Raw genomic sequence first — 24,180 nt, 5'->3', positions numbered from 1 at the left:
CTGGCATCCTGGGGAGGATGAGCAGCAGCAGCACCGGTGACCTCGCCCGGGTGGAGGCAGAGCTGCTCGGCCGCTGGCCGGAGAGCCGCCTCCAGCCGTCGCTGGGCCGCATCTCCGCCCTCGTGGACCTGCTGGGCAGCCCGCACCGTGCCTACCCCGTCATCCAGGTCGCCGGCACCAACGGCAAGACGACGACCGCCCGCATGATCGACGAGCTGCTGCGCGGCTTCGGGCTGCGGGTGGGCCGCTTCACCAGCCCGCACCTGCAGTCGGTGCGCGAGCGGATCGTCCTCGACGGCGAGCCGGTCAGCGCCGAGCGGTTCGTGGAGACCTTCGACGACATCGCGCCCTACGTGCAGATGGTCGACACCGCCGGCGAGCACCCGATGAGCTTCTTCGAGGTCATGGTCGGCATGGCCTACGCGACCTTCGCCGACGCCCCGGTCGACGTCGCCGTCATCGAGGTCGGGATGGGCGGCACCTGGGACGCCACCAACGTCGTGGACGCCCGCGTCGCCGTCGTCACGCCCGTCGCGCTCGACCACGCCGAATACCTCGGGCCCGACGTCCCCACGATCGCCGGGGAGAAGGCCGGGATCATCAAGCCCGACTCGATCGCCGTCCTCGCCCGGCAGCAGCCCGGCGCCCTCGACACGCTGGTGCGCCGCGCGGTCGAGGTGGAGGCCGTCGTCGCCCGCGAGGGCACCGAGTTCGGCGTCCTCGAGCGGAAGGTCGCCGTCGGCGGGCAGCAGCTGCGGCTGCAGGGTCTCGGCGGCGAGTACGACGAGGTCTTCATCCCGCTGTTCGGCGCCCACCAGGCGCAGAACGCCGCCACCGCGCTGGCCGCCGTCGAGGCGTTCCTCGGGGCCGGCGCCACCACCGGCACCGTCGACCTCGACACGGTGCGGGCCGCGTTCGCCGCGGTCCGCTCGCCCGGCCGGCTGGAGCGGGTGCGCACCAGCCCGACGGTGCTGGTCGACGCCGCGCACAACCCCGCCGGCATGGCCGCGACCGTGGAGGCGATCCGCGAGTCCTTCGACTTCACCCGGCTGGTCGGCGTGGTCGGGGCGGTGCACGGCAAGGACGTCGCCGGGATGCTGGCCGCACTCGAGGAGATCTGCGCCGAGCTCGTCGTCACCCAGAACAGCTCCCCGCGGGCGATGCCGGCCGACGAGCTGGGCGCGCTGGCCGTCGACGTCTTCGGGGCCGACCGGGTGAGCGTCTCGCCGCGGCTGCCCGAGGCCCTCACCGAGGCCATCGAGCTGGCCGAGGCCGGACCGGACGACGCCCTCGGCGGCTCCGGCGTGCTGGTCACCGGCAGCGTGGTCACGGCGGGGGAGGCCCGCACCCTCATGGGCGGGACGACGCCGTGACGGCGCCCGACCCGGTGCGCGCGGCCCGGGCGCTGCGGGGCGCGGCCGCGGGCGTGCTCGTGCTGGAGGGCATCGCGGTGCTCTTCGTGCCGCGGGGCATCGCCCAGAGCGGGCCCGGGCTGACCGGGGGCCGGCTCACGGCGCTGCTCGTGCTGGCGGTGCTGCTGATCCTCGCCGCGGGCGTGCAGCGCCGGGCCTGGGGGCTGGTCGCGGCCACCGCGCTGCAGGTGCCGCTGCTGGCCACCGGCTTCCTCAACAGCGTGATGTGGTTCGTCGCCGGCGCGTTCGTGCTCATCTGGCTGTACCTGCTGCAGATCCGCAAGGAGCTGCTCGGCTCCCCGTTCCGCGAACCCGCGCCCCGGAACGGCGGCGATCCCGCCGCGTAGGCTCCGCGCTCGTGTCTGAAGCCACTCCTCGCACCCTGGTCCTCGTCAAGCCCGACGGCGTCGCCCGCGGCCTGGTCGGCGAGGTGATCTCGCGCCTGGAGGCCAAGGGCCTGCGCCTGGTCGCCGCCGAGCTGCGCACCCTGACCGCCGAGGTCGCCGAGACGCACTACGCCGAGCACCGGGAGCGGCCGTTCTTCCCGTCGCTGGTCGAGTTCATCACCAGCGGCCCGCTCATGGCCCTGGTCGTCGAGGGCCCGCGGGCGATCGAGGCCTTCCGGGCGCTGGCCGGCGCCACCGACCCGGTGCAGGCCGGCCCGGGCACCATCCGCGGCGACTTCGCCCTCGAGGTGCAGAACAACATCGTGCACGGCTCCGACTCGCCCGAGTCCGCCGCGCGCGAGATCAAGCTGTTCTTCCCCGACCTGGGCTGACCCACCCCGCGAGATCGGCGGTCTCGTGGCGATCCGCTGCTGATGGCCACGAGATCGCCGATCTCGTCCCGGGAGAGGCGCGTCTACCCTGGACGGGTCATGACTGGGACCACGCGCCATGCCTCGGGGGAGACTCTCTACCCCCGCCTCGAACCGCTCCTCGCGCAGGTGCAGAAGCCGATCCAGTACGTCGGCGGTGAGCTGAACGCGCAGGTGAAGGCCTGGGACGACGTCGCCGTCCACTGGGCCCTGATGTACCCCGACGCCTACGAGGTCGGGCTGCCCAACCAGGGCCTGATGATCCTCTACGAGGTGCTCAACGAGCGCCCCGACGCCCTCGCCGAGCGCACCTACGCCGTCTGGCCCGACCTCGCCGGCCTGATGCGCGAGCACGGCGTCCCGCAGTTCACCGTCGACGCGCACCGCGCCGTCCGCGACTTCGACCTGCTCGGGGTCAGCTTCGCCACCGAGCTGGGCTACACGAACCTGCTCGAGGCCCTCGACCTCGCCCGCATCCCGCTGCACGCCCTCGACCGCGACGAGGACCACCCCGTGGTGGTGGCCGGCGGGCACGCCGCGTTCAACCCCGAGCCCATCGCGGACTTCGTCGACTGCGCCGTCCTCGGTGACGGCGAGCAGGTCGTCGGCGACATCACCGACGTCGTCGCGGCGTGGAAGGAGCAGGGCCGGCCCGGTGGCCGGGTCGAGCTGCTGGCCCGCCTCGCGCGGGTGGACGGCGTGTACGTGCCGCGGTTCTACGCGGTCTCGTACGGTCCGGACGGCGCGATCGCGGCCGTGACCCGGACGCGGGACGACGTCCCGGCGCGAGTCGGCAAGCGCACCGTCATGGACCTCGACGAGTGGCCGTACCCGAAGACCCCGCTGGTGCCGCTGGCCGAGTCGGTGCACGAGCGGATGAGCGTGGAGATCTTCCGCGGCTGCACCCGCGGCTGCCGGTTCTGCCAGGCCGGGATGATCACCCGGCCGGTGCGCGAGCGGACGATCACCGGCATCGGCTCGATGGTCGACCAGGGGCTGCGGGCCACCGGCTACGAGGAGGTCGGGCTGCTGTCGCTGTCCAGCGCCGACCACTCCGAGATCGGCCAGCTGGCCAAGGAGCTCGCCGACCGCTACGAGGGCACCAACACCGGCCTGTCGCTGCCGTCCACCCGCGTGGACGCCTTCAACGTGACCCTCGCCAACGAGCTCTCCCGCAACGGCAGGCGGAGCGGTCTCACCTTCGCTCCCGAGGGCGGCAGCGAGCGGATCCGCCGGGTGATCAACAAGACGGTGTCCAAGGAGGACCTCGTCCGCACCGTCACCACCGCCTACGCCAACGGCTGGCGGCAGGTGAAGCTCTACTTCATGTGCGGTCTGCCCACCGAGACCGACGAGGACGTGCTGGAGATCGCCGACCTGGCGGTGGAGGTCATCCGCGCCGGGCGCGAGGCCAGCGGCTCCAAGGACGTCCGCTGCACCGTCTCCATCGGCGGGTTCGTGCCCAAGCCGCACACCCCGTTCCAGTGGGCCGGGCAGGCCAGCGCCGAGACCATCGACCACCGGCTGCGGGTGCTCCGCCAGGCGATCAACGCCGACCGCCGGATCGGCCGCTCCATCGGCCTGCGCTACCACGACGGCAAGCCGGGCGTGGTCGAGGGCCTGCTGTCCCGCGGCGACCGCCGCGTCGGCCGGGTCATCGAGCGGGTGTGGCGCGAGGGCGGGAAGTTCGACGGCTGGAGCGAGCACTTCTCCTACGAGCGCTGGACGGCGGCCGCGGCCGAGGAGCTCGGCGCCTTCGGGGTCGACCTGGACTGGTTCACCACCCGCGAGCGGACCCAGGAGGAGATCCTGCCCTGGGACCACCTGGACTCCGGGCTCGACAAGGAGTGGCTCTGGGACGACTGGCAGGAGGCCCTGAGCGAGGAGGAGGTCGCCGACTGCCGGTGGACCCCCTGCTACGACTGCGGCGTCTGCCCGACCAACGGCACCGAGATCCAGATCGGGCCGACCGGGCGCAGCCTGCTCCCGCTCACGGTCGTCGGCCGGTAGTGGCACGCCAGCCGGAGGGCCCGCCCCCGCCGCCGACGGTCCAGAAGCTGCGGCTGCGCTACGCCAAGCGCGGCCCCCTGCGCTTCGCCTCGCACCGCGACCTCGCGCGGGCGCTGGAGCGCGCGCTGCGCCGGGCCGGCGTCCCCATGGCGTTCTCGGCCGGGTTCAGCCCGCACCCGAAGATCTCCTACGTCGGCGCGGCCCCGACCGGTGCGGCCAGCGAGGCCGAGTACGTCGAGATCGGCCTCGCCGAGGCCCGCGACCCCGAGGCGGTGCGGGCCGCGCTGGACGCGTCGCTGCCCCCGGGGGTCGACGTCCTCGAGTGCGTCGAGGCCGCCGAGGGCGGCGGCTCGCTCGCCGACCGGATCGACGCCGCGCGCTGGCGCGTGGAGCTGCCGGGCGTGGAGCCGGAGGAGCTCGCGGCCGCCGTCGCGACCTTCCTGGCCAGCGACGTGGTGACCGTCGCCAAGCGCACCAAGAACGGCCTGCGGGACGTCGACGCGCGCGAGCCGGTGGCCTCCGCTGCGGCGGCCGGCACAGCAGGTTGTGCCATACTGACCATGGTCGTCCGGCAGGTGACGCCCGCCGTTCGACCCGACGACGTGTTGGCCGCTCTCGCTGCCGTCGCCGACCTGCGCCCGCCGTCGCCCCCTCGGGCCGTGCGTGAGGCGCAGGGCCGGCTCGACGACAACGGGATCGTGGCCGACCCGCTCGGTCCGGACCGCGCGGCGCGCACCCGCTGCCAGGGGGAGCACGCGGCGGTCTGACCGGTGGGGCCGGAGCCTCGCGACGTCGAGCGGCACGGCTGCCAGGCGTGACGCGACCCCGAGATCTCGCAGGACCGAAGACCAGCTCCACCCGGCACCGGCCGCGGCACCACCGCGCGGGCGCCGGCCCACAGACTTCGCGAGTCGAGCTCGCCGCCGTACCCGCGCGGCGGCCCGACCCGCCCAACCCGTGCTCCTGCGCGGCCGCCAGTCCTCGTGATCGGCGCCCGGGAGCACCACACAGGAGGCGAGCCCTCGTGGCCGACCAGAACGACGACACCACCCCCGCCACCGCCCAGCCGGCCGACGAGGGACTGGACCCCGCAGTCCTGCCCGAGGAGGCCGAGGAGACCGACATCGCGGACACCGGGGAGGCCCCGGAGCCGACCCCGGCAGCGGAGGCCACCACCGAGCCGGCGCCCGAGACCGCACCCGTGGACGCGCCGGAGCCGGCAGCCGCGGAGGCCGAGGCGGCGCCCCAGGACGAGCCGGCGCCCCAGGCCGAGCCGGCAGCCGCGGAGACCGAGGCGGCGCCCCAGGACCAGGCAGGGCCCCGGACCGAGGCAGTGCCCCCGGCCGGGGCCGAGGCCGAGCCGGAGCCCGAGGAGCACCCCGCCTCCCGGTTCGGCGCCCAGTTCAGCTCCCCGGAGCCCACCGCGGTCATCGCGCGGCCGCGCCGCCGCGCCACCCGGCCGGCCGGTGCCGCCGACCCCGGGGCCTACGCCGCCCCGGCGGCAGCCGCGCCCCCGATGCCGGCCTTCGTCAGCTTCGTCGCCCCGGCCGAGCCCGAGGCGCCGCCCGCACCGCGCCGGCGCAGCCGCCGTCCCGCCGAGTCCCCGGTGGTCGAGGAGGCCGGCGCCCAGCCGGCGGAGGACCGCGACGAGGAGGAGACGCCGGCCCCCCGGTCCCGCCGCGGGCGCTCCCGCCGCCGGGCCACCGATGACGAGCCGGCCACCGTCGAGGCGGTCGAGACCGAGGTGGACGAGGCCGCCGACACCGAGGCCGACGCGGACACCGACGCCGACGCCGAGGCGGAGGACCGCGACGACACCGGTTCGGCCGGCAGCCGTCGCCGCCGTCGCGGGCGCCGCGGCCGCGGCCGGGGTCGCAGCGGCGACGAGGCCGGCGACGCCGAGGACTCCGAGGTGGACCAGGACGAGGACTCCGGCGACGAGCAGGGCGCCGAGGAGCCCGACGAGGACGACACCGAGGGCGACACCGACGGCGGCGAGGACGCCGCCGAGGGCGAGGAGGCCGAGGGCGGCTCCAGCACCCGCCGCCGGCGCCGGCGCCGCCGCCGGGGGAGCAGCGGCGAAGGCGAGGCCGCCGCCGAGGCCGACGACGACCGCCCGGAGCGGGCCGGCCGCAACGGCCGCACCACCAGCGACGACGACGTCAAGGGCGTCACCGGGTCGACCCGGCTCGAGGCCAAGCGCCAGCGCCGCCGCGACGGCCGCGACAGTGGCCGCCGCCGCGCGCCGATCCTCACCGAGGCCGAGTTCCTCGCCCGCCGTGAGGCCGTCGACCGCAAGATGGTCATCCGCCAGCGGGGCGAGCGCACCCAGATCGCCGTCCTCGAGGACGACGTGCTGGTGGAGCACTACGTGACCCAGGCGCAGGCGACGTCCTTCGCCGGCAACGTCTACCTCGGCCGGGTGCAGAACGTGCTGCCCAGCATGGAGGCGGCCTTCATCGACATCGGCAAGGGGCGCAACGCCGTCCTGTACGCCGGTGAGGTCAACTGGGACGCCGCCGGCCTGTCGGGCAAGCAGCGCTCGATCGAGCAGGCGATGAAGTCCGGCGACAAGGTGCTGGTGCAGGTCACCAAGGACCCGATCGGCCACAAGGGCGCCCGGCTGACCCAGCAGATCAACCTGCCCGGCCGGTTCCTGGTCTACGTGCCCGGCGGCTCGATGACCGGCATCAGCCGCAAGCTGCCCGACACCGAGCGGCAGCGGCTCAAGGACGTCCTCAAGAAGATCGTCCCCGAGGACGCCGGCGTCATCATCCGCACCGCCGCGGAGGGCGCCTCGGAGGAGGAGCTGACCCGCGACGTCGCCCGGCTGCAGGCGCAGTGGGAGGTCATCTCGAAGAAGGCGGACTCCACCTCCAGCGCGCCGACGCTGCTGTACGGCGAGCCGGACCTCGCGATCCGCGTCATCCGCGACGTGTTCAACGAGGACTTCAAGGAGCTCGTCGTCCAGGGCGACGACGCCTGGGACACCGTCGAGGCCTACGTCGCGCACGTCTCCCCGGAGCTGACCGGCCGGCTGTCCCGGTTCACCGGCGAGGGCGACGTCTTCCGCGACCTGCGCATCGACGAGCAGCTGGCCAAGGCGCTGGACCGCAAGGTGTGGCTGCCCTCGGGCGGCTCCCTGGTCATCGACCGCACCGAGGCGATGACCGTCGTCGACGTCAACACCGGCAAGTTCACCGGCTCCGGCGGCAACCTCGAGCAGACCGTCACGCGCAACAACATGGAGGCCGCCGAGGAGATCGTCCGCCAGCTCCGGCTGCGCGACATCGGCGGCATCATCGTCATCGACTTCATCGACATGGTGCTCGAGAGCAACCGGGACCTGGTGCTGCGGCGGCTGACCGAGTGCCTGGGCCGCGACCGCACCAAGCACCAGGTCGCCGAGGTCACCTCGCTGGGCCTGGTCCAGATGACCCGCAAGCGGGTCGGCCAGGGGCTGCTCGAGGTCTTCTCCGAGCCGTGCGAGCACTGCCGGGGCCGCGGCGTCCTGGTGACCACCGATCCGGTGGACGAGCGGCGCCGCAGCGGCGGCAACGGCCCCGGCGGCTCGGGCGGCGGCAACGGCCGCCGTGACCAGGGCCGGTCCGACCGCGGCAGGGACAACGGCCAGCAGACCAAGGACGCCGTCCCGGCCGAGGTCGTCGAGACCGTCGCCGTCGTCGAGACCGTCGCCGTCGAGGTGGCGGCGCGGGCCGCCGGCACCCCGGACGGCGAGGGCGAGAGCCCGCGCTCCGGGGGACGCCGCAGCCGCGGTCGCCGCGGTCGCAGCCAGGCCGGCGAGGAGCGGGCCGCCGAGGACGCCGCGGTGCTGACCGCGCCGACCGACGACGTCGCCGGCGAGGCCGACACCCCGGACGAGGCCGACACCCCGGACGAGGCCGACACCCCCGGCGAGGCCGACACCCCCGGCGAGGCCGGGACCCCGGACGGCGCCGACACCCCGGCCGACGTTCCCGAGGTCGCCCGGGCCGGGACGGTCCCGGCTGAGGCCCCGGCTCCGGCCGAGGCGGCAGTCGAGGACACCGGCAGCGTCCCGGCGGCGGCCGAGGCACCGGTGACCGAGGCCTCGCTGACCGGGGAGCCGGCCGCGGCCGACGAGGAGGCGGTGCCCGCGGGCGCCGGCCCCGACGACCCCGGGCCGGTCGACGAGCCCGCCACCGAGGCGCCCGCGGCCGAGGCCCCGGTGGCCGACGACGGGACCGCCACCGCGGTGGCCACCCGCCCGCGCCGCCGCCGCGCGGCCAGCCGGCCGGCCGGCCCGCCGGCCTCCTGACCCCGCCCGGGGGATCGGGCACCGGTTCGACCCGGTCCCGATCCCTCGGGTACGCTGGTCGGGTTGCACCGCCACGGGCCGGGCACCGCAGGGTGTCGCCTGGCAGGCGTGCGGCCCGTCCAGCACCCGGCGCCCGTCGTCGGGGTGCACACAGGACACGTAGAAGCGATCGAGGAGTCAGTGGTGTACGCAGTCGTGAAGGCCGGTGGCCGGCAGCACAAGGTGGCCGTGGGCGACCGGTTCACGGTCAACCGTCTCGCGGGCGAGGCGGGCGACACCGTCACCCTCCCGGCCCTGCTCCTGGTCGACGGTGACACCGTCACCAGCGACGCGCAGGCGCTGGCCGGCGTGACCGTGACCGGCGAGATCGTCGGCCATGGCAAGGGCCCGAAGATCCGCATCCACAAGTTCAAGAACAAGACCGGCTACCACAAGCGTCAGGGGCACCGTCAGCCCCTCACCGACGTCGTGGTCCGCGACATCACGAAGGGCTGACGACGACATGGCACACAAGAAGGGCGCCTCGTCCTCCCGCAACGGCCGCGACTCGAACGCGCAGCGCCTCGGCGTCAAGCGCTTCGGTGGTCAGGTCGTGAAGGCCGGCGAGATCATCGTGCGCCAGCGCGGCACCCACTTCCACCCGGGCCTGGGTGTCGGTCGCGGCAGCGACGACACGCTGTTCGCCCTGGAGGCGGGCTCGGTGACCTTCGGCACGCGGCGCGGTCGCCGGACCGTCTCCATCGCCGCCGTCGAGGCCTGAGAGAGGACCACGTCCTCCCCGGCCTCCGCAGGCTCAGGCCGGGCCCCGGGACGGGGCCGAAGGGCCGACGGCACACTCACCCCGCACACGAGCGCACGGGCCGGCGGCCCGTGCGCTCGTGGCGCTTGACACCCGAGAACTGAGAGGCGGCGCGGACATGGCCGCTTTCGTCGACCGCGTGGTCGTCCACGTGGCGGCCGGCAACGGCGGCCACGGGGTGGCGTCCATCCACCGCGAGAAGTTCAAGCCGCTGGGCGGGCCCGACGGGGGCAACGGCGGGGACGGCGGCAACGTCGTCCTCGAGGTCGACCCCAGCGTGCACACCCTGCTGGACTTCCACCACCGCCCGCACCAGAAGGCCGGCAACGGCCGCCCGGGCGAGGGCAGCAACCGCCACGGCGCCCGGGGTGAGGACCGCGTCCTGCGGGTCCCCGCCGGCACCGTGGTGAGCACCCCCGACGGCCGGGTCGTCGCCGACCTCGTCGGTGCCGGCACCCGCGTCGTGCTCGCGCACGGCGGCAAGGGCGGCCTCGGCAACGCCGCGCTGGCCAACTCCCGGCGCAAGGCCCCCGGCTTCGCGCTGCTCGGCGAGCCGGGCGAGGCGTTCGACGCCGTCATCGAGCTCAAGAGCATCGCCGACGTCGGCCTGGTCGGGTTCCCCTCGGCGGGCAAGTCCTCGCTGATCGCGGCGATGTCGGCGGCCCGGCCCAAGATCGCCGACTACCCCTTCACCACGCTCGTGCCCAACCTCGGCGTGGTCCGTGCCGGCGACGTCGCCTTCACGATGGCCGACGTCCCGGGGCTGATCCCGGGGGCGTCCGAGGGCAGGGGCCTGGGTCTGGAGTTCCTCCGCCACATCGAGCGGTGCGCCGTGCTGGTGCACGTGGTCGACATGGCGACGATGGAGCCCGGCCGTGACCCCGAGAGCGACATCGAGGCGCTGGAGCACGAGCTCGCCGAGTACAGCGGCGAGGAGATCGACCTGGTGAGCCGGCTGCGGATCGCCGTCCTCAACAAGATCGACGTCCCGGACGCCCGCGAGCTGGTCGACCTGGTCCGCGCCGGCCTCGAGGAGCGCGGGCTGCAGGTCTTCCCGGTCAGCGCGGCGACGGGGGAGGGGCTGCGCGAGCTCGGCTTCGCCCTGGCCACCGCCGTCGACGAGCACCGGGCCGCCCTGCCGGAGCCCGAGGCGGTCCGGATCACCCTCACCCCGCGCGCGGTCGACGACAGCGGGTTCACCGTCGAGCGCGACCCGGAGGACGACGAGGCGTTCGTGGTCCACGGGGTCAAGCCGGAGCGCTGGGTGCGCCAGACCGACTTCACCAACGACGAGGCCGTGGGCTTCCTCGCCGACCGGCTCAACCGGCTCGGTGTCGAGGAGGAGCTGGCCAAGGCCGGTGCCCGCGAGGGCGACGCGGTCACCATCGGCGGGGTCACGTTCGACTGGGCGCCCACCCTGCCGGCCGGCACGCTCACCGTCGAGGAGAGCGCCGGGCTCGGCGGGCGCGGCACCGACGCGCGCATCGACGCCCCGCACCGGGTGCGGGCCGAGGAGCGGCTGGCGGCCAAGCGGGCCCGCCGGGTGCCCTTCGAGCTCAGCGACACCTGGGACGAGGAGGACCTCCCCACCGGAGACGACGAGTGACCGCCCGGCCGGAGATCGCCGGCGCGCGGCGGGTCGTGGTCAAGGTCGGCTCGTCGTCGCTGACCACCCTGCCCGGCGGGCTCGACGAGGGCCGGCTGGCGGCGCTGGTCGACGTCCTCGGGGCCGCGCGCACCGCCGGCCGGGAGGTCGTGCTCGTCTCCTCCGGGGCGATCGCCGCCGGCCTGGCGCCCCTGGGCGTCGAGGGCCGGCCGCGGGACCTCGCGACCGCGCAGGCCGCGGCCAGCGTCGGGCAGCTGCGGCTGGTGCAGACCTACGCCGACGCGTTCGCCCGCCACGACGTCACCGTGGGCCAGGTGCTGCTCACCGCCGACGACCTCACCCGGCGCAGCCACTACCGGAACGCGCAGCGCACGGTGGAGAAGCTGCTCACCCTCGGGGTGCTGCCGATCGTCAACGAGAACGACACGGTGGCCACCGAGGAGATCCGCTTCGGCGACAACGACCGGCTCGCCGCCCTGGTCGCCCACGTGGCGCACGCCGACGCGCTGCTGCTGCTCTCCGACGTCGACGGCGTCTACGACGGCGACCCGCGGCAGGGGCCGGCCCGGCTGCTGGACACCGTGCGCGACCCCGCCGACCTCGACGTCGTCACCCTGGGCACGGCCCGGCGCAACGGCGTGGGCACCGGCGGCATGGCGACCAAGGTGGAGGCCGCCCTGATCGCGGCGCACGCCGGCGTCCCGGTCGTCGTCACCTCCACCGTGCAGGCCGCCGCGGCGCTGGCCGGGGAGCCGGTGGGCACCCGGTTCGCCGTCATGGGCCCCCGCCCGCGCGCCCGGCAGTTCTGGCTGCGCTTCGCCACCCGTCCCCGGGGGCGGCTGGTCCTCGACGAGGGCGCGGTGCGGGCGGTGCGCGAGCGCAACGCCTCCCTGCTGGCGGCGGGCGTCACCGGCGTGGTCGGCGACTTCCTCGCCGACGACCCCGTGGAGCTGGTCGGCCCGGACGGCGTCGTGGTCGCGCGCGGCCTCGTCGCGTTCGACGCCCGCGAGCTGCCGCCGCTGCTCGGCCGCAAGACCGGCGAGCTCGACCCGGAGTACCAGCGGGAGCTGGTGCACCGCGACGAGATGGTGCTGGTCCGGCGCCCGTCCCTGGGCTGAGAGACTGCCGGCCGTGACGATCCGCCCCATCCGCGTGCTCGGTGACCCCGTCCTCCGCACCCCCGCCGACGCGGTGCGCGCCTTCGACAGGGAACTGGCCGCGCTGGTCCGCGACCTCGAGGACACCGTGGCCGACCCGGGACGGGCCGGCGTGGCCGCGCCGCAGATCGGGGTGGGGCTGCGGGCGTTCTCCTACAACGTCGACGGCGTGATCGGGCACATGGTGAACCCGCGCATCGTCGAGCTGTCCGAGGAGACGCAGGACGGCGACGAGGGGTGCCTGTCCATCCCCGGCATCTGGGCGCCCACGGTGCGGGCCATGCACGCCGTCGTCGAGGGCTTCGACGTCACCGGCAAGCCGCTGCGCCTGGAGGGCAGCGGCCTGATGGCCCGCGCACTGCAGCACGAGGTCGACCACCTCGACGGGAAGGTCTTCCTCGACCGGCTGACCGGCGAGGCCCGGAAGACCGCCCTGCGCGCGCTGCGCGAGCGGGGCTGACGGGACGGCGAGGGTCCCGCGCGGCCGGCCGGGCAGCGGTCAGACGACGACGGCGGTCCCGGGCACGACCAGGCCGCGGACCTCGAACTCGGTGACCACGGGATCGCCGGGCGGGGGGCCGTCGGGAGAGAGCTCGGCGACGATCGGCTGGACCAGCTCACGGTCGAAGCGCTCGGCGGCCTCCCTGGACTCCCAGACCTCGATGACCTGGAACCCGGTCGGTGTGGCCCGGGCGAGGTGCACCAGGAGCCCCTCGGTCGTGTCGCCGGCCCTGCGCAGGACCTCGGCGTGGACGGCGTCGTACACCTCCACCGGTGCGGGCACGTCCATGGTCACTGCCCATGTCATGGCGTCCTCCTGCTCGTCGGGGAGCGCCCGAGCTGAGCGGGCCTCCACGTCCGGCCCCGCCGGCGTCGCCGGCTGTCAGGCTCGATCGGCCCCCGAGCCCGCGACGTCGCCGTCCCGGCGGCCGGCGAGCAGCCGGGCACCCTCCCCGTCGAGCTGGCCGAGCGCGGCCCCGCGGCCGGTGACCAGCAGCAGGAGCGCCGCGACGGGACCCTCCACGGGAGCGCCGTCGCCGACGGTCCAGCCGGTGTCGGTCGCCGAGAGCCGGAGGCCGGCCAGCCGCCGCTGTGCCCGGAAGGGAAACCCCATGTCCCACGCGCGCTGTGCGGCCGCTGCCGCGGCGGCCGGGGGCATCGGCCGGCAGCGACCCAGGGGGAGTGCGATGTCCTGCCCGTGGACGAGGACGTCCATGAGCGGCTCCAGCGGGCTGAGGAACGGTGCCGTACGCCGCGAGCCGGCCATCGCACGCAACCGCCGGGCGCACTCCGCGGGCGGCAGCGGCGCCGCGCGCAGAGCCGAGTCCCGGATCATCCGTTCGAAGCTGCCGCGCGCACGGACCGCCGCGACGAGCGCCGCGCCGAGCCCCATGTGCGCCTGGGTCAGGTGCACGGCGACGTCCCCGACCCGCCAGTCGGAGCACAGCGACGGGGTCTCCCACTCGGTGGGGGAGAGGTCCTCCAGCAGGTCAGCGAGGCTCAGCCGCTCGGCGTCGATGGTCCGCCACACGTCGTCGAGGTCCATGACGCCTCCACCCGGTTGGTACGATCCTCTGACAAGTTTCGTCAGAGGATCTGACCGTCGTCAAGGGGCACCGTGACCGAGGGACCGGAGGAGCGGCAGAACCTGGGGCTGCTGTGCTTCTACCCGCACCGGGCCATGGAGGCGCGGATCCTGGCGGCGCTGGCCGCGGCCGGCTTCGACGACATCACCGCCGCCCAGGGCCGCATCGCCGCGAGGATCGGCCGCACCGGCACGCGGCTGACCGACCTCGCCGAGCAGGCGCTGGTCACCAAGCAGACCGCCGGGCACCTCGTCGACCAGCTGGAGGCCGCCGGCTACGTCCGCCGGGTGGCCGACCCGACCGACGGCCGGGCCCGGCTGGTGCAGATGGCCGACCGCGGCGAGCGCGTCGTGGCGCTGGCCCGGCGGGTCGAGGCCGAGGTCGAGGCCGAGTGGACCGCGTACCTCGGCGAGGAGACCGCCGCCGCCCTGCGGGCGGCGCTCACCCGGCTCCGGGAGGTCACCGACCCGTACCGGTGAGCCTCAGCCGGCCGCGGTGCAGGTGGCGCAGGTGCCGAACACCTCCAGCTGGTGCTGGACGTCGGCGAACCCGTGCTCGGCGGCGACCCGGGCGGCCCAGCGCTCGACCGGCGGGTCGGCCACCTCCACCGTGCGGCCGCACGATCGGCACACCAGGTGGTGGTGGTGCACCGGCGAGCACCGGCGGTAGGCGGCCTCGCCGTCGCTGCCGCGGAGCACGTCGACCAGGCCGTCGTCCACCAGGGCCTGCAGCGCCCGGTAGACCGTCGCCAGCCCCACCGCGTCGCCGCGCTCGCGGAGCAGGGCGTGCAGGTCCTGGGCGGTGCGGAAGCCGTCGAGCTCCTCGAGCAGGCCCTGGACGGCGCTGCGCTGCCGGGTCTGCCGGCGGCCGGGCACCTCGGCCGGGTTCGGGGCGGTCACGGGCGGCCTCCCTGGCCAGGGGCCGGCGTCGCGTGCCGGCCGTGCTCGTCGTAGTGGGTGCCGGCGCCGGTGCGGTGCGGGGCGTGCAGGTGGCCGTCGTGGTCGTAGTCGACGTGGTCGCCGTGCGGCACCGGCTGGTGCCCGCAGCCCTCGCCGTGCTCGTGCGGGTGCGCCGCGTGCACCTCCGCCCGCCGCCGGTGCCGGCGCCGCGCGGTGACCTCGCGCAGGGCCACCGTGCTGGTGACGACGAGGAACAGGGCGATCGCCAGAAGCACGATCGTCCCGCCGGACGGGGTGCCCGCGTAGTAGGACGCGGTCGTGCCCGAGACGCTGACCACCAGGCCGATGGCGCAGGCCAGGTAGAGGGCCTGCCGGAAGCTGCGGGCCACCAGCTGGGCGACCGCGCTCGGCACGATCATCAGGGCGCTGATGAGCAGCAGCCCGACCACGCGCATCGACAGCACGACGGTCGAGGCGACCAGCGCCGCGAGCACGATGTTGAGCGCGAGCACGGGCAGGCCGACCGCCCGCGCGTACTCCTCGTCGTCGCTGACCGCGTACAGCCGCTGGCCCAGCAGCCACACCGCGGCGAGCACGACGAGCGTGATGACGGCGAAGACGGCGACGTCCGAGGCGCTGGTCGTCGTGATCGCACCGAACAGGTAGGACTCCAGGTTGGTCGCCTGACCGCGCGGGGCCAGGCTCAGCAGCACGACACCGCCGGCGATGCCGCCGTAGAACAGGACGGCGAGGGCGACGTCGCCGCTGGTGCGCCCGCGGGCCCGCACCAGCTCGATGACGACCGCACCGATGACCGCTGCCACCAGCGCCGTCCCGACGGGGGCGGTCGAGGTGAGGACGCCGATCGCGACGCCGGTGAGGGCGACGTGGCCGAGGCCGTCGCCCAGCAGGGACAGCCGGCGCTGGACCAGGAAGACGCCGACCGCCGGGGCGACCAGGCCGACCATCAGCGAGGCCAGCAGCGCCCGCTGCATGAAGCCGTACTCGAGGATCTCCACGTCAGCGGCCTCCGTCGCTGGTCACCCGGGGCTGGTCGATGCGGTAGCCCCTGGCCGGGGGCCGGCCGGCGTCCTCGGGGTGGTGGTGGCCGCCGTCGGCGTGCGGCTCTGCGCCGGCCAGCGGGCCGTCGTAGCCGATCCGCCCGTGGTCGACCACGACCGCGCGGGTCAGGACGCCGCGCAGCGGCCCGGTCTCGTGGGTGACGACCAGCAGGGTGGTGCCGGTCGCCGACACGCCGGCCAGGACGGCGGCGAGCGCGTCCTGGCTGGCGGCGTCCACGCCGGCGGTCGGCTCGTCCATGATCAGCAGCTCCGGCTGGGCGGCCAGCGCGCGGGCCACCAGCACCCGGCGCTGCTGGCCGCCGGAGAGCGAGGCCACGGGGTCGCTCATCCGGTCGCTGAGCCCGACGGCGGCCACCGCGTCGGCGACCGCGGCGCGGTCGGCGGGGCGCAGCCGCCGGAACAGCCCGAGCCGGGCCAGCCGGCCGACGCCGACCACCTCGCGGACCGTGGCCGGCACGGCGCCGCTCACCGTGTGCCGCTGCGGCACGTAGCCGATCCGCCCCCGCTCGCGCAGCCGCCCGACCGGCGCCCCGAGCACCTCGACCTCGCCCCCGAGGACGGCGGCCAGGCCGAGCAGCCCCCGCGACAGCGTCGTCTTCCCCGACCCGTTGGAGCCGAGGACGGCGACCGCCTCGCCGGCCTGCACGGTGAGGTCGACGCCGCAGACCACCGGCACGTCGCCGTAGCCGATGCTGGCGTCCCGGAGCCGGATGGCGGCGGTCATGAGCAGCCCTGCCCCTCCTGTAGCGTGGCCAGGTCCTCGCGCATGACCGACAGGTAGTCCGCACCGGCGGACTCGTCGGTCAGGCCCTCCAGCGGGTCCAGGACGGCGGTGCGCACCCCGGCCTCCTCGGCGACGGTCTCGGCGACGGCGGGGTCGACGAGGGTCTCGGTGTAGACGGTCGTCACCCCGCGCTCGCGCACCAGTGTGGAGATCTCGGCGAGCTGGGCCGGGCTCGGCTCCTGCGAGGGGGAGAGGCCGCTGATGCCGACCACCTCGAGGCCGTAGCGGGCGGCGAGGTAGCCGAAGGCGTCGTGGCTGGTGACCAGCGTGGGGACGGCGCAGTTCGCGAGCCCGGCCTGCATCTCCGCGTCGAGCGCCTCGAGGTCGGCCCGCAGGGCGGCGGCGTTCTCCTCGTAGGTGGCGGCGCCGTCCGGGTCCTGCTCGCCGAGCTCCGCGGCCAGGGCGTCGCCGACGGCGGCCAGCCGGGTCGGGTCCAGCCAGAAGTGCGGGTCGACCGGTTCCTCGCCCTCGTCGGCGTGCCCCTCCTCGGCGTGCTCCTCCTCGCCGTCGTGCGAGTGCTCCTCCGAGGTGAGTGAGAGGTCGGCCGCCTGCCCGGCGTCCCAGGCGGCGTCGCCGGCCTCGGACTCCGCGGCCTCGTCCAGGGCCGGCTGGAAGCCCGCCAGGTAGACCAGCACGTCGGCCTCGCCGACAGCGGCGACGTCCTGGGGGGTCAGCTCCAGGTCGTGGGCCTCGGCGCCGGGCGGGGTGAGCGAGGAGACGTCGACGCGGTCGCCGCCGACGCGCTCGGCGGCCCACTGCAGCGGGTAGAAGCCGGCGACGACGGTGAGCCCCTCCCCGGTGCCGGTGCTGGTGGCGTCGTCGCCTCCGCACGCGGTCAGCAGGAGGGCAGCGGCGCAGGCCGCGGCGGTCGCCGTCGTGCGCGTCGTCGTGATGTGCATGAGAATCATTCTCGCATGGGCTGCGGTGGTCGGGACGGCGAGGTGCGGCGTCCGCCCGCGTACCCTCGCGGGCGTGTCCGACGTCTCCGGCCTGCCGCTGATCGGCGCCGCGGCCCAGCGGGCCCGCGGCGCCGCCCGGGTGCTGCGCACCCTGCCCACCGACACCAAGGACGCCGCGCTGCGGGCGATGGCCGACGCGCTGGTCGAGCGCACCGACGAGGTGCTCGCCGCCAACGCCGCCGACGTCGAGGCCGCCGCGGCCGCGGGCACCCCCGCCGCGATCCTCGACCGGCTGCGGCTGGACGCGGGGCGGGTGGCCGGGGTCGCCGACGCGCTGCGCCAGCTGGTGGCCCTGCCGGACCCGGTGGGCGACGTCGTCCGCGGGTCGACGCTGCCCAACGGGCTGCAGCTGCGGCAGGTCCGGGTGCCCCTCGGCGTGGTCGGGATCGTCTACGAGGCCCGCCCTAACGTGACCGTCGATGCCGCGGGCCTGTGCCTCAAGAGCGGCAACGCGGCGCTGCTGCGGGGGTCGGCGTCGGCGTTCGGCACCAACACCGCGCTCGTCGCCGTCCTCACCGAGGCCGCGGAGAAGGCCGGGCTGCCGGCCGGGTCGATCGAGCTGCTGCCGGCCGACCGCGCCTCGGTGGGCGAGCTGCTGAACGCCCGCGGCGTGGTCGACGTCGTCATCCCGCGGGGCGGCGCGTCGCTCATCCAGCGCGTGGTGCGCGAGTCGACCGTGCCGGTCATCGAGACCGGCGAGGGCAACTGCCACGTCTACGTCGACGCCTCCGCCGACCCGGCCATGGCCGAGGCGATCGTGCTCAACGCCAAGACCCACCGGGTCAGCGTCTGCAACTCCGCCGAGACGCTGCTGGTGCACCGCGACGTCCCGTTCCTGCCGCGGCTGCTGTCCGCGCTGGCCGACGCCGGCGTGACCCTGCACGGGGACGCCGCGGCCCAGGCCGCCCACGACGCCGTCGTCCCCGCGACCGACGAGGACTGGGCCACCGAGTACCTGTCGATGGACATGGCGGTGCGGGTCGTCGACGACCTCCCGCAGGCGCTGGACCACATCGAGCGGTGGAGCACCGGGCACACCGAGGCGATCGTCGCCGACTCCGCCTCGGCGATCGCGGCGTTCACCGCCGGGGTGGACGCCGCCGCGGTGCTGGTCAACGCCTCCACCCGCTTCACCGACGGCGGGGAGTTCGGCTTCGGCGCCGAGATCGGCATCTCCACGCAGAAGCTGCACGCCCGCGGCCCGCTCGGCCTGCCGGAGCTGACCTCCACCACGTACGTCGTCACCGGCAGCGGCCACACCCGCTGACCGGCTCGAGCTGACTGGAGCCGCATGCCCCGCCCGCCGTCGCAGTCCCCGCAGTTCTCCTCGGTCGCGGACGTCAGCAAGCGGCTGGCGACCGCTGGCTACCTGCCCGACGCGCAGATCGCCACGACGGTGTTCCTCGCCGACCGGCTGGGCAAGCCGCTGCTGGTCGAGGGGCCGGCCGGCACCGGCAAGACCGAGCTGGCCAAGGCCCTGGCGGTGGCCACCGGCTCGGAGCTGATCCGGCTGCAGTGCTACGAGGGCCTGGACGAGGCGCGGGCGCTGTACGAGTGGAACTACAAGAAGCAGCTGCTGCGCATCCAGGCGGCGCAGGGCACCGGCGGCGCCGACTGGGACACCGTGCACGACGACATCTTCGGTGAGGAGTTCCTGCTCTCCCGGCCGCTGCTCACCGCCATCCGGCGCGCCACCCCCACCGTGCTGCTCGTCGACGAGACCGACAAGGCCGACGTCGAGGTGGAGGGCCTGCTGCTGGAGGTGCTCAGCGACTTCCAGGTCACCATCCCCGAGCTCGGCACGGTGACGGCCACCCGTCGGCCGATGGTGGTGCTGACCTCGAACGCCACCCGGGAGCTGTCCGAGGCGCTCAAGCGGCGCTGCCTCTACCTCGCGCTGGACTACCCGTCGGCCGAGCGCGAGCGGGAGATCGTGCTCTCCCGGGTGCCCGACCTCGCGCCGGGGCTGGCCGAGCAGCTGGTGCGCACCATCCGCGCGCTGCGGGCGCTGGAGCTGAAGAAGTCGCCGTCGATCTCCGAGACGCTGGACTGGGCGCAGACCCTGCTGGAGCTCGGGATGGACACCCTCGACGAGACCGCGGTGCGCTCGACGCTCGGCGTGGTGCTCAAGCACGCCAGCGACCAGGAGCGGGCCGCGGCCGAGCTGCGGCTGAACTGATGACCGCGCCTGCCGCCGGGCCCGGCGGGCTCGCCGGCCACCTCGACGGCTTCGTGCGGGCGGTGCGGGAGGCCGGCATCCCGGTCGGGATCAGCCAGGCCGTGGACGCCGCCGAGATCCTCACCGTCGTCGACCTGCTGGACCGCGAGCAGCTGCGGCACGGGCTGGCCGCGGTGCTGCTGCAGCGCGCGGCGCAGCGCCCGGCCTACGACGTGCTGTTCGACCTGTGGTGGCCGCTGTCGGACCGGCCGGTGGTGGACGTCGACGGCAGTGACGACGACCCGGGCGTGGCGGGCGAGGCCCCGGAGTCCACCCTCGACGTGCCGGACGGCGCAGACCTGGCCGGCCTGCTGCGTGACCGGCTGGCCCAGCTGCTGCTGGACGGCGATCCGGAGGCACTGCGCCGGTTCGCCCGCGAGGCCGTCGACCGGCTGGGCCGGGCCACCCCGTCGCCGTCCGGTCAGTCGTTCTTCAGCTACCGGGTGCTGCGGGCGCTGTCGCCGGACACCCTCGTGGCGCAGCTGCTGGCCGGGCTGCTCGGCGACGGCGAGCGCGGCGGGCTGGCCGAGCAGGTGGCCCGGCAGACGGTGCGCGAGCGCCTGGCGGCGTTCAAGGCGGCGGTGGAGGCCGAGGTGCGGCGGCGGGCGGCGGCCGAGCGGGGCCGGGACAAGGTGGCCAGGAACGCCATCCGGCCGCTGGCCGACCAGGTGGAGTTCCTCCGCGCCAACCAGGCCGACCTGGCCGAGCTGCGCCGGACCGTGGCGCCGCTGGCCCGGCGGCTGGCGGTCCGGCTGTCGGCGCGCCGGCGGCTGGGCCGGGAGGGACGGCTGGACTTCCGCAGGACCGTCCGCGCGTCGCTGGGCACGGGCGGGGTCCCGGTGGTGACCCACCACCGGCCGCGCAGGGTGCACAAGCCGGAGCTGGTCGTGCTGTGCGACGTCAGCGGCTCGGTGGCCGGGTTCAGCCACTTCACGCTGATGCTGACCCAGGCGCTGCGGGAGCACTTCTCCGGCGTGCGGGCGTTCGCGTTCGTCGACTCCACCGACGAGGTGACCCGGTTCTTCCGGCCCGGCGCCGACGTCAGCGACGCGGTCGCGCGGATCGGCCGCGAGGCCGACGTCGTGGGCTTCGACGGGCACAGCGACTACGGCACCGCCCTGGAGGTCTTCGCCGAGCGATGGCCGGGCGCCGTGGGCCCGAAGACCTCGCTGCTCGTGCTCGGGGACGGCCGGACCAACCACCGCCAGCCCGGGCTGCCCGTGCTCGCCGACCTGGTCCGACGGTCGCGCTCGGCGCACTGGCTGAACCCGGAGCCGCGGCGGCTGTGGGGCAGCGGCGACTCCGCGGCCCTCCGGTACGCCGAGGTGGTCGACATGGTCGAGTGCCGCACCGCCGCCCAGCTCGCCGACTTCGTGACCACGCTCTGAGGCGCTGAGCGCTCTGCGGCCCTGCGCGGTCTGGTGGCCTGCGCGCTCCGGGCGCCGATCGGTCCTCGCGGGCCGGTGTCGGCCCGCCCGGATAGGCTCGATCGGTGGCAGGACGGCGAGTCGGTGTGATGGGCGGGACGTTCGACCCCATCCACCACGGGCACCTGGTGGCGGCCAGCGAGGTGGCGGTGCTCTTCGGGCTCGACGAGGTCGTCTTCGTGCCGACCGGGCAGCCGTGGCAGAAGAGCCACCGCGAGGTCAGCCCGGCCGAGGACAGGTACCTCATGACGGTCATCGCCACCGCCTCCAACCCGCGCTTCTCGGTGAGCCGGGTGGACATCGACCGGGGCGGTCAGACCTTCACCATCGACACGCTCAGCGACCTGCAGCGCCAGCGCCCCGACGACGAGCTGTTCTTCATCACCGGCGCCGACGCGCTCTCCCAGATCCTGAGCTGGCGCGACAGCGACCGGTGCTTCGACCTGGCGCACTTCATCGGCGTGACCCGCCCCGGCTTCGACCTGGGGGCCGCCCACCTGCCCGAGGGCGCGGTGAGCCTGGTCGAGGTGCCCGCCCTGGCCATCAGCTCCAGCGACTGCCGGGAACGGGTGGGGCGGGGCATGCCGGTCTGGTACCTCGTCCCGGACGGCGTCGTGCAGTACATCGAGAAGCGCGGCCTCTACCGCGTGCCCGGCGGGACCCGTCCCGTCGCGCGGGAGGGGATCGCGCGCGGCGGCCGTCCCACCCCGCCGGCGGGCGACCGCCCCACCTACGACCGGCCGCCGGCCACCGGAGACCCCGGTGGACCCGCGACCGAGCCACCGTCCCCCCATCTCCAGGAGGTACCCCGATGACCGCCTCGACCGAGGCGCGGGAGACCGCACTGCTCGCCGCCCAGGCCGCCGCGGACAAGCTCGCCACCAACGTGTCGATCGTCGACGTGAGCGAGCGGCTGGCCATCACCGACGCGTTCGTGCTGGCCTCGGCTCCCAACGAGCGCCAGGTGCAGGCGATCGTCGACGAGGTGGAGGAGCGGCTGCGGCAGCACGGGGTCAAGCCGGTGCGCCGCGAGGGCGTCGCGGAGGCCCGCTGGGTGCTGCTGGACTTCATCGACGTCGTCGTCCACGTGCAGCACGCCGAGGAGCGGGCCTACTACGCCCTCGAGCGGCTGTGGAAGGACTGCCCGACCATCCCCTTCGTCGACCCGGCCGCGCCGCCCGGCGCCGCGGCCTCCGGGGACGACGCCGCGTCGGTCGGGAACGCCGCCGGTGACGGCGCCGCCCCGTCGACCCGGCAGACGCTGTCGGCCGACGACGTCGACCCAGCCAGCGCCGACCCCACCCCGCTGGCTCCCGAGCCGGCCGAGGACGACGACGTGACGCCCGGCGGGCGCCCCCGGGACGAGGGCCCGGAGGCGGCCGGCCGGTGAGTGCCGCCGTGCCGCCGCTGCCGGTGACCCGCCTGCTGATCTGGCGGCACGGACGGACCGAGTGGAACGCCACCGGGCGTTTCCAGGGCCAGCTCGACCCCCCGCTGGACGCCGAGGGTCGCGGCCAGGCCGCCCGCACCGCACCCCAGCTGGCCGCGACCGGTCCGCTGCCGCAGGGCACCGTGGTGGTGTCCAGCGACCTCACCCGGGCCGCGGAGACCGCGGCCACCCTGACCGGACTGCTCGGGGTGCCCCTGCGCCTGGACCCGCGCCTGCGCGAGGTCGGCCTGGGGTGCTGGGAGGGCCTGACCCGCGACGAGGTGGCCGAGCGGCACCCCGACCAGTACGCCGACTGGCTGGCCGGCCGCCCGGTGCGGGGCCGCGGCGGGGAGGACCCCGCCACCGTGCCGGACCGTGCCCTCGCCGCACTCCAGGACCTGCCCGAGGCGCCGGCCGCCGTCGTGGTGACCCACGGTGGCACCGGCGGGCGCCTGATCGAGGCGCTGCTGGGCCTCGGCCCTGAGCACCGGCGGGTCGTCGGCCCCCTCGGCAACTGCGCCTGGAGCGAGCTGGCGGTGCACGGTGACCGGTGGCGGCTGCTGCGGCACAACAGCTCGGCTCCGCAGCCGCCGGCCGGGTCCGCGGGGCCGGCGAGGGCGTCCGCGCCGCTGGAGGCCGGGGCGACGCCCGAGGAGGCACCGGCACCGGTGCAGGACGCCAACGCCGTCCTCTGAGGTCACCCGACCGCGGTGCATCGCGACGCACCGTGTCTTGCGGTCCGCCGCCGGGAGCTAGCCTCGCCGGGTGTCCGTCGCCGTGGTCACCGACTCCACGGCATACCTGCCTCCTGAGCTGGTCGAGCAGTACGCGGTCGAGGTGGTCCCGCTCTACGTGGTGATGGCCGGGCACTCCGGCCGCGAGGGGGAGGAGATCAGCCCCGCCGACGTCGCCCGCGCGCTGGCCGGCCGGGGCCAGCGGGTCTCCACCTCCCGTCCCACGCCGGGGGACTTCGTCAGCGCCTACCGGCGGCGGCTGGCCGCGGGTGCCGACCGCATCGTGTCGGTGCACCTGTCCGCCGAGCTGTCCGGCACCGTCGACGCCGCCCGCCTGGCCGCCGCGCAGGTCGGCGAGCACGTGGTGACCGTCGTCGACTCCCGGTCCGCGGCCATGGGCAGCGGCTTCGCGGTCCTCGCCGCCGCGCGCGTGGCCGCCGCCGGCGGGGGTGCCGAGGCCGTCGCGGCTGCGGCGCGCGAGACCGCCGCGGCCACGCGGACGCTGTTCGTCGTCGACACCCTGGAGCACCTGCGCCGAGGTGGCCGGATCGGCTCGGCCGCCTCCCTGATCGGCACCGCCCTCGCCGTCAAGCCGGTCCTGCACGTCTCCGAGGGGCGGGTCGTGCCGCTGGAGAAGGTGCGCACCTCGGCGCGTGCGCTGGCCCGCCTGGTGCAACGGGGCGTCGAGGCGGCCGACGGGGTGCCGGTGTCGGTGGCCGTGCACCACCTGGCCGCTCCCGACCGGGCCGAGCGCCTGGCGGCCGAGCTCCGGGAGCAGGTGCCGCTGCTGCGGGAGCTGCTCGTGAGCGAGCTGGGCGCGGCGATCGGCGCGCACGTGGGACCGGGCGCGGTGGGGCTGGTCGTCGCGCCGGCGTCCTCCCTGCCACCGCTGGACCCGGCGGCGCAGCGGGACGAGGGCGGACAGCCGGACTGAGCAGCGGCGGAGCACGGGCACCGGCGCAGC

At 75.5% G+C, this 24,180-nt stretch carries 25 protein-coding genes; 19 read left to right on the top strand and 6 right to left on the bottom strand.

Going from position 1 to position 24,180, the window contains the following annotated elements; all coding sequences use genetic code 11:
• Positions 1 to 17: 17 nt before the first annotated feature.
• From folC to def, 11 genes are all read left to right on the top strand, one after another.
• A complete protein-coding gene (folC, locus tag ACI784_RS05960) occupies positions 18 to 1,373 on the top strand; it encodes a bifunctional tetrahydrofolate synthase/dihydrofolate synthase (protein WP_457012800.1) in 1,356 nt (451 codons plus the stop codon).
• Positions 1,370 to 1,759 (top strand): DUF4233 domain-containing protein, encoded by a 390-nt coding sequence (locus ACI784_RS05955; protein ID WP_456922648.1) that lies wholly within the window; start codon positions 1,370 to 1,372, stop codon positions 1,757 to 1,759. The genes folC and ACI784_RS05955 overlap by 4 nt, the downstream gene beginning before the upstream one ends.
• Positions 1,760 to 1,770: 11 nt before the next feature.
• A complete protein-coding gene (gene ndk / locus ACI784_RS05950; protein WP_456922647.1) occupies positions 1,771 to 2,190 on the top strand; it encodes a nucleoside-diphosphate kinase in 420 nt (139 codons plus the stop codon).
• Between the two features lie 99 nt (positions 2,191 to 2,289).
• Positions 2,290 to 4,239 carry a TIGR03960 family B12-binding radical SAM protein gene (locus tag ACI784_RS05945; protein ID WP_456922646.1) on the top strand — a complete coding sequence of 650 codons (1,950 nt, stop codon included), beginning with the start codon at positions 2,290 to 2,292 and terminating at the stop codon, positions 4,237 to 4,239.
• Complete coding sequence (locus tag ACI784_RS05940; RefSeq protein ID WP_456922645.1) at positions 4,239 to 5,006, top strand: TIGR03936 family radical SAM-associated protein; 768 nt, start codon at positions 4,239 to 4,241, stop codon at positions 5,004 to 5,006. Before ACI784_RS05945 ends, ACI784_RS05940 begins: the two co-directional genes overlap by 1 nt.
• 257 nt (positions 5,007 to 5,263) lie before the next feature.
• A complete protein-coding gene (locus tag ACI784_RS05935; RefSeq protein WP_457012799.1) occupies positions 5,264 to 8,536 on the top strand; it encodes an Rne/Rng family ribonuclease in 3,273 nt (1,090 codons plus the stop codon).
• A gap of 183 nt (positions 8,537 to 8,719) precedes the next feature.
• Positions 8,720 to 9,031, top strand: coding sequence for a 50S ribosomal protein L21 (rplU, locus tag ACI784_RS05930; protein WP_089405053.1), 312 nt, complete (start codon positions 8,720 to 8,722; stop codon positions 9,029 to 9,031).
• Positions 9,032 to 9,038: 7 nt separating this feature from the next.
• Positions 9,039 to 9,296: a 50S ribosomal protein L27 gene (gene rpmA, locus ACI784_RS05925; RefSeq protein WP_456922643.1), complete on the top strand. Its 258-nt coding sequence runs from the start codon at positions 9,039 to 9,041 to the stop codon at positions 9,294 to 9,296.
• Positions 9,297 to 9,453: 157 nt separating this feature from the next.
• Positions 9,454 to 10,941: a GTPase ObgE gene (gene obgE, locus ACI784_RS05920; RefSeq protein WP_456922642.1), complete on the top strand. Its 1,488-nt coding sequence runs from the start codon at positions 9,454 to 9,456 to the stop codon at positions 10,939 to 10,941.
• On the top strand, positions 10,938 to 12,059 hold the full coding sequence (gene proB / locus ACI784_RS05915) for a glutamate 5-kinase (RefSeq protein WP_456922641.1): 1,122 nt from the start codon (positions 10,938 to 10,940) through the stop codon (positions 12,057 to 12,059). Before obgE ends, proB begins: the two co-directional genes overlap by 4 nt.
• A gap of 13 nt (positions 12,060 to 12,072) precedes the next feature.
• Positions 12,073 to 12,558: a peptide deformylase gene (def, locus tag ACI784_RS05910; protein ID WP_457012798.1), complete on the top strand. Its 486-nt coding sequence runs from the start codon at positions 12,073 to 12,075 to the stop codon at positions 12,556 to 12,558.
• A 39-nt stretch (positions 12,559 to 12,597) separates the two neighbouring features.
• On the opposite strand, the gene ACI784_RS05905 is transcribed toward def, so the two are convergent.
• On the bottom strand, positions 12,598 to 12,906 hold the full coding sequence (locus ACI784_RS05905; protein WP_457012797.1) for a hypothetical protein: 309 nt from the start codon (positions 12,904 to 12,906) through the stop codon (positions 12,598 to 12,600).
• 75 nt (positions 12,907 to 12,981) lie between these two features.
• The gene (locus ACI784_RS05900; protein WP_457012796.1) at positions 12,982 to 13,644 is read right to left on the bottom strand and encodes a maleylpyruvate isomerase family mycothiol-dependent enzyme; all 663 of its coding nucleotides are present in this window, start codon (positions 13,642 to 13,644) and stop codon (positions 12,982 to 12,984) included.
• Between the two features lie 72 nt (positions 13,645 to 13,716).
• Between ACI784_RS05900 and ACI784_RS05895 the strand changes: the two genes are divergently transcribed.
• Complete coding sequence (locus ACI784_RS05895; protein ID WP_456922636.1) at positions 13,717 to 14,163, top strand: MarR family winged helix-turn-helix transcriptional regulator; 447 nt, start codon at positions 13,717 to 13,719, stop codon at positions 14,161 to 14,163.
• 3 nt (positions 14,164 to 14,166) lie between these two features.
• Here ACI784_RS05895 and ACI784_RS05890 read toward each other — a convergent pair whose 3' ends face one another.
• The 4 genes from ACI784_RS05890 to ACI784_RS05875 are packed head-to-tail and all read right to left on the bottom strand — an operon-like array spanning position 14,167 to position 17,348.
• The gene (locus ACI784_RS05890; RefSeq protein ID WP_457012795.1) at positions 14,167 to 14,583 is read right to left on the bottom strand and encodes a Fur family transcriptional regulator; all 417 of its coding nucleotides are present in this window, start codon (positions 14,581 to 14,583) and stop codon (positions 14,167 to 14,169) included.
• Positions 14,580 to 15,602, bottom strand: coding sequence for a metal ABC transporter permease (locus ACI784_RS05885; protein WP_456922634.1), 1,023 nt, complete (start codon positions 15,600 to 15,602; stop codon positions 14,580 to 14,582). Before ACI784_RS05885 ends, ACI784_RS05890 begins: the two co-directional genes overlap by 4 nt.
• Before the next feature lies 1 nt (position 15,603).
• On the bottom strand, positions 15,604 to 16,389 hold the full coding sequence (locus ACI784_RS05880) for a metal ABC transporter ATP-binding protein (RefSeq protein WP_456922632.1): 786 nt from the start codon (positions 16,387 to 16,389) through the stop codon (positions 15,604 to 15,606).
• The gene (locus ACI784_RS05875) at positions 16,386 to 17,348 is read right to left on the bottom strand and encodes a metal ABC transporter substrate-binding protein (protein ID WP_457012794.1); all 963 of its coding nucleotides are present in this window, start codon (positions 17,346 to 17,348) and stop codon (positions 16,386 to 16,388) included. The genes ACI784_RS05880 and ACI784_RS05875 overlap by 4 nt, the downstream gene beginning before the upstream one ends.
• A 73-nt stretch (positions 17,349 to 17,421) precedes the next feature.
• Between ACI784_RS05875 and ACI784_RS05870 the strand changes: the two genes are divergently transcribed.
• From ACI784_RS05870 to ACI784_RS05840, 7 genes are all read left to right on the top strand, one after another.
• Complete coding sequence (locus tag ACI784_RS05870) at positions 17,422 to 18,675, top strand: glutamate-5-semialdehyde dehydrogenase (RefSeq protein WP_457012793.1); 1,254 nt, start codon at positions 17,422 to 17,424, stop codon at positions 18,673 to 18,675.
• A 24-nt stretch (positions 18,676 to 18,699) separates the two neighbouring features.
• Entirely contained in the window at positions 18,700 to 19,587 is an 888-nt protein-coding gene (locus ACI784_RS05865; protein ID WP_456922629.1) for an AAA family ATPase, read from the top strand.
• Positions 19,587 to 21,014, top strand: a complete 1,428-nt coding sequence (locus ACI784_RS05860) for a vWA domain-containing protein (protein WP_457012792.1) — start codon at positions 19,587 to 19,589, stop codon at positions 21,012 to 21,014. The genes ACI784_RS05865 and ACI784_RS05860 overlap by 1 nt, the downstream gene beginning before the upstream one ends.
• A 104-nt stretch (positions 21,015 to 21,118) precedes the next feature.
• Positions 21,119 to 21,868 carry a nicotinate-nucleotide adenylyltransferase gene (gene nadD, locus ACI784_RS05855; RefSeq protein ID WP_456922627.1) on the top strand — a complete coding sequence of 250 codons (750 nt, stop codon included), beginning with the start codon at positions 21,119 to 21,121 and terminating at the stop codon, positions 21,866 to 21,868.
• Entirely contained in the window at positions 21,865 to 22,443 is a 579-nt protein-coding gene (gene rsfS / locus ACI784_RS05850; RefSeq protein WP_457012791.1) for a ribosome silencing factor, read from the top strand. The genes nadD and rsfS overlap by 4 nt, the downstream gene beginning before the upstream one ends.
• Entirely contained in the window at positions 22,440 to 23,177 is a 738-nt protein-coding gene (locus ACI784_RS05845; protein ID WP_457012790.1) for a histidine phosphatase family protein, read from the top strand. Before rsfS ends, ACI784_RS05845 begins: the two co-directional genes overlap by 4 nt.
• 70 nt (positions 23,178 to 23,247) lie before the next feature.
• Positions 23,248 to 24,150, top strand: coding sequence for a DegV family protein (locus tag ACI784_RS05840; protein WP_456922624.1), 903 nt, complete (start codon positions 23,248 to 23,250; stop codon positions 24,148 to 24,150).
• Positions 24,151 to 24,180 lie beyond the last annotated feature (30 nt).

It is taken from the genome of Geodermatophilus sp. SYSU D01186 (assembly GCF_054050215.1).
The sequence above is the reverse complement of the archived record's forward strand: the minus strand, read 5'-3'. Positions and strand labels throughout refer to the sequence as shown.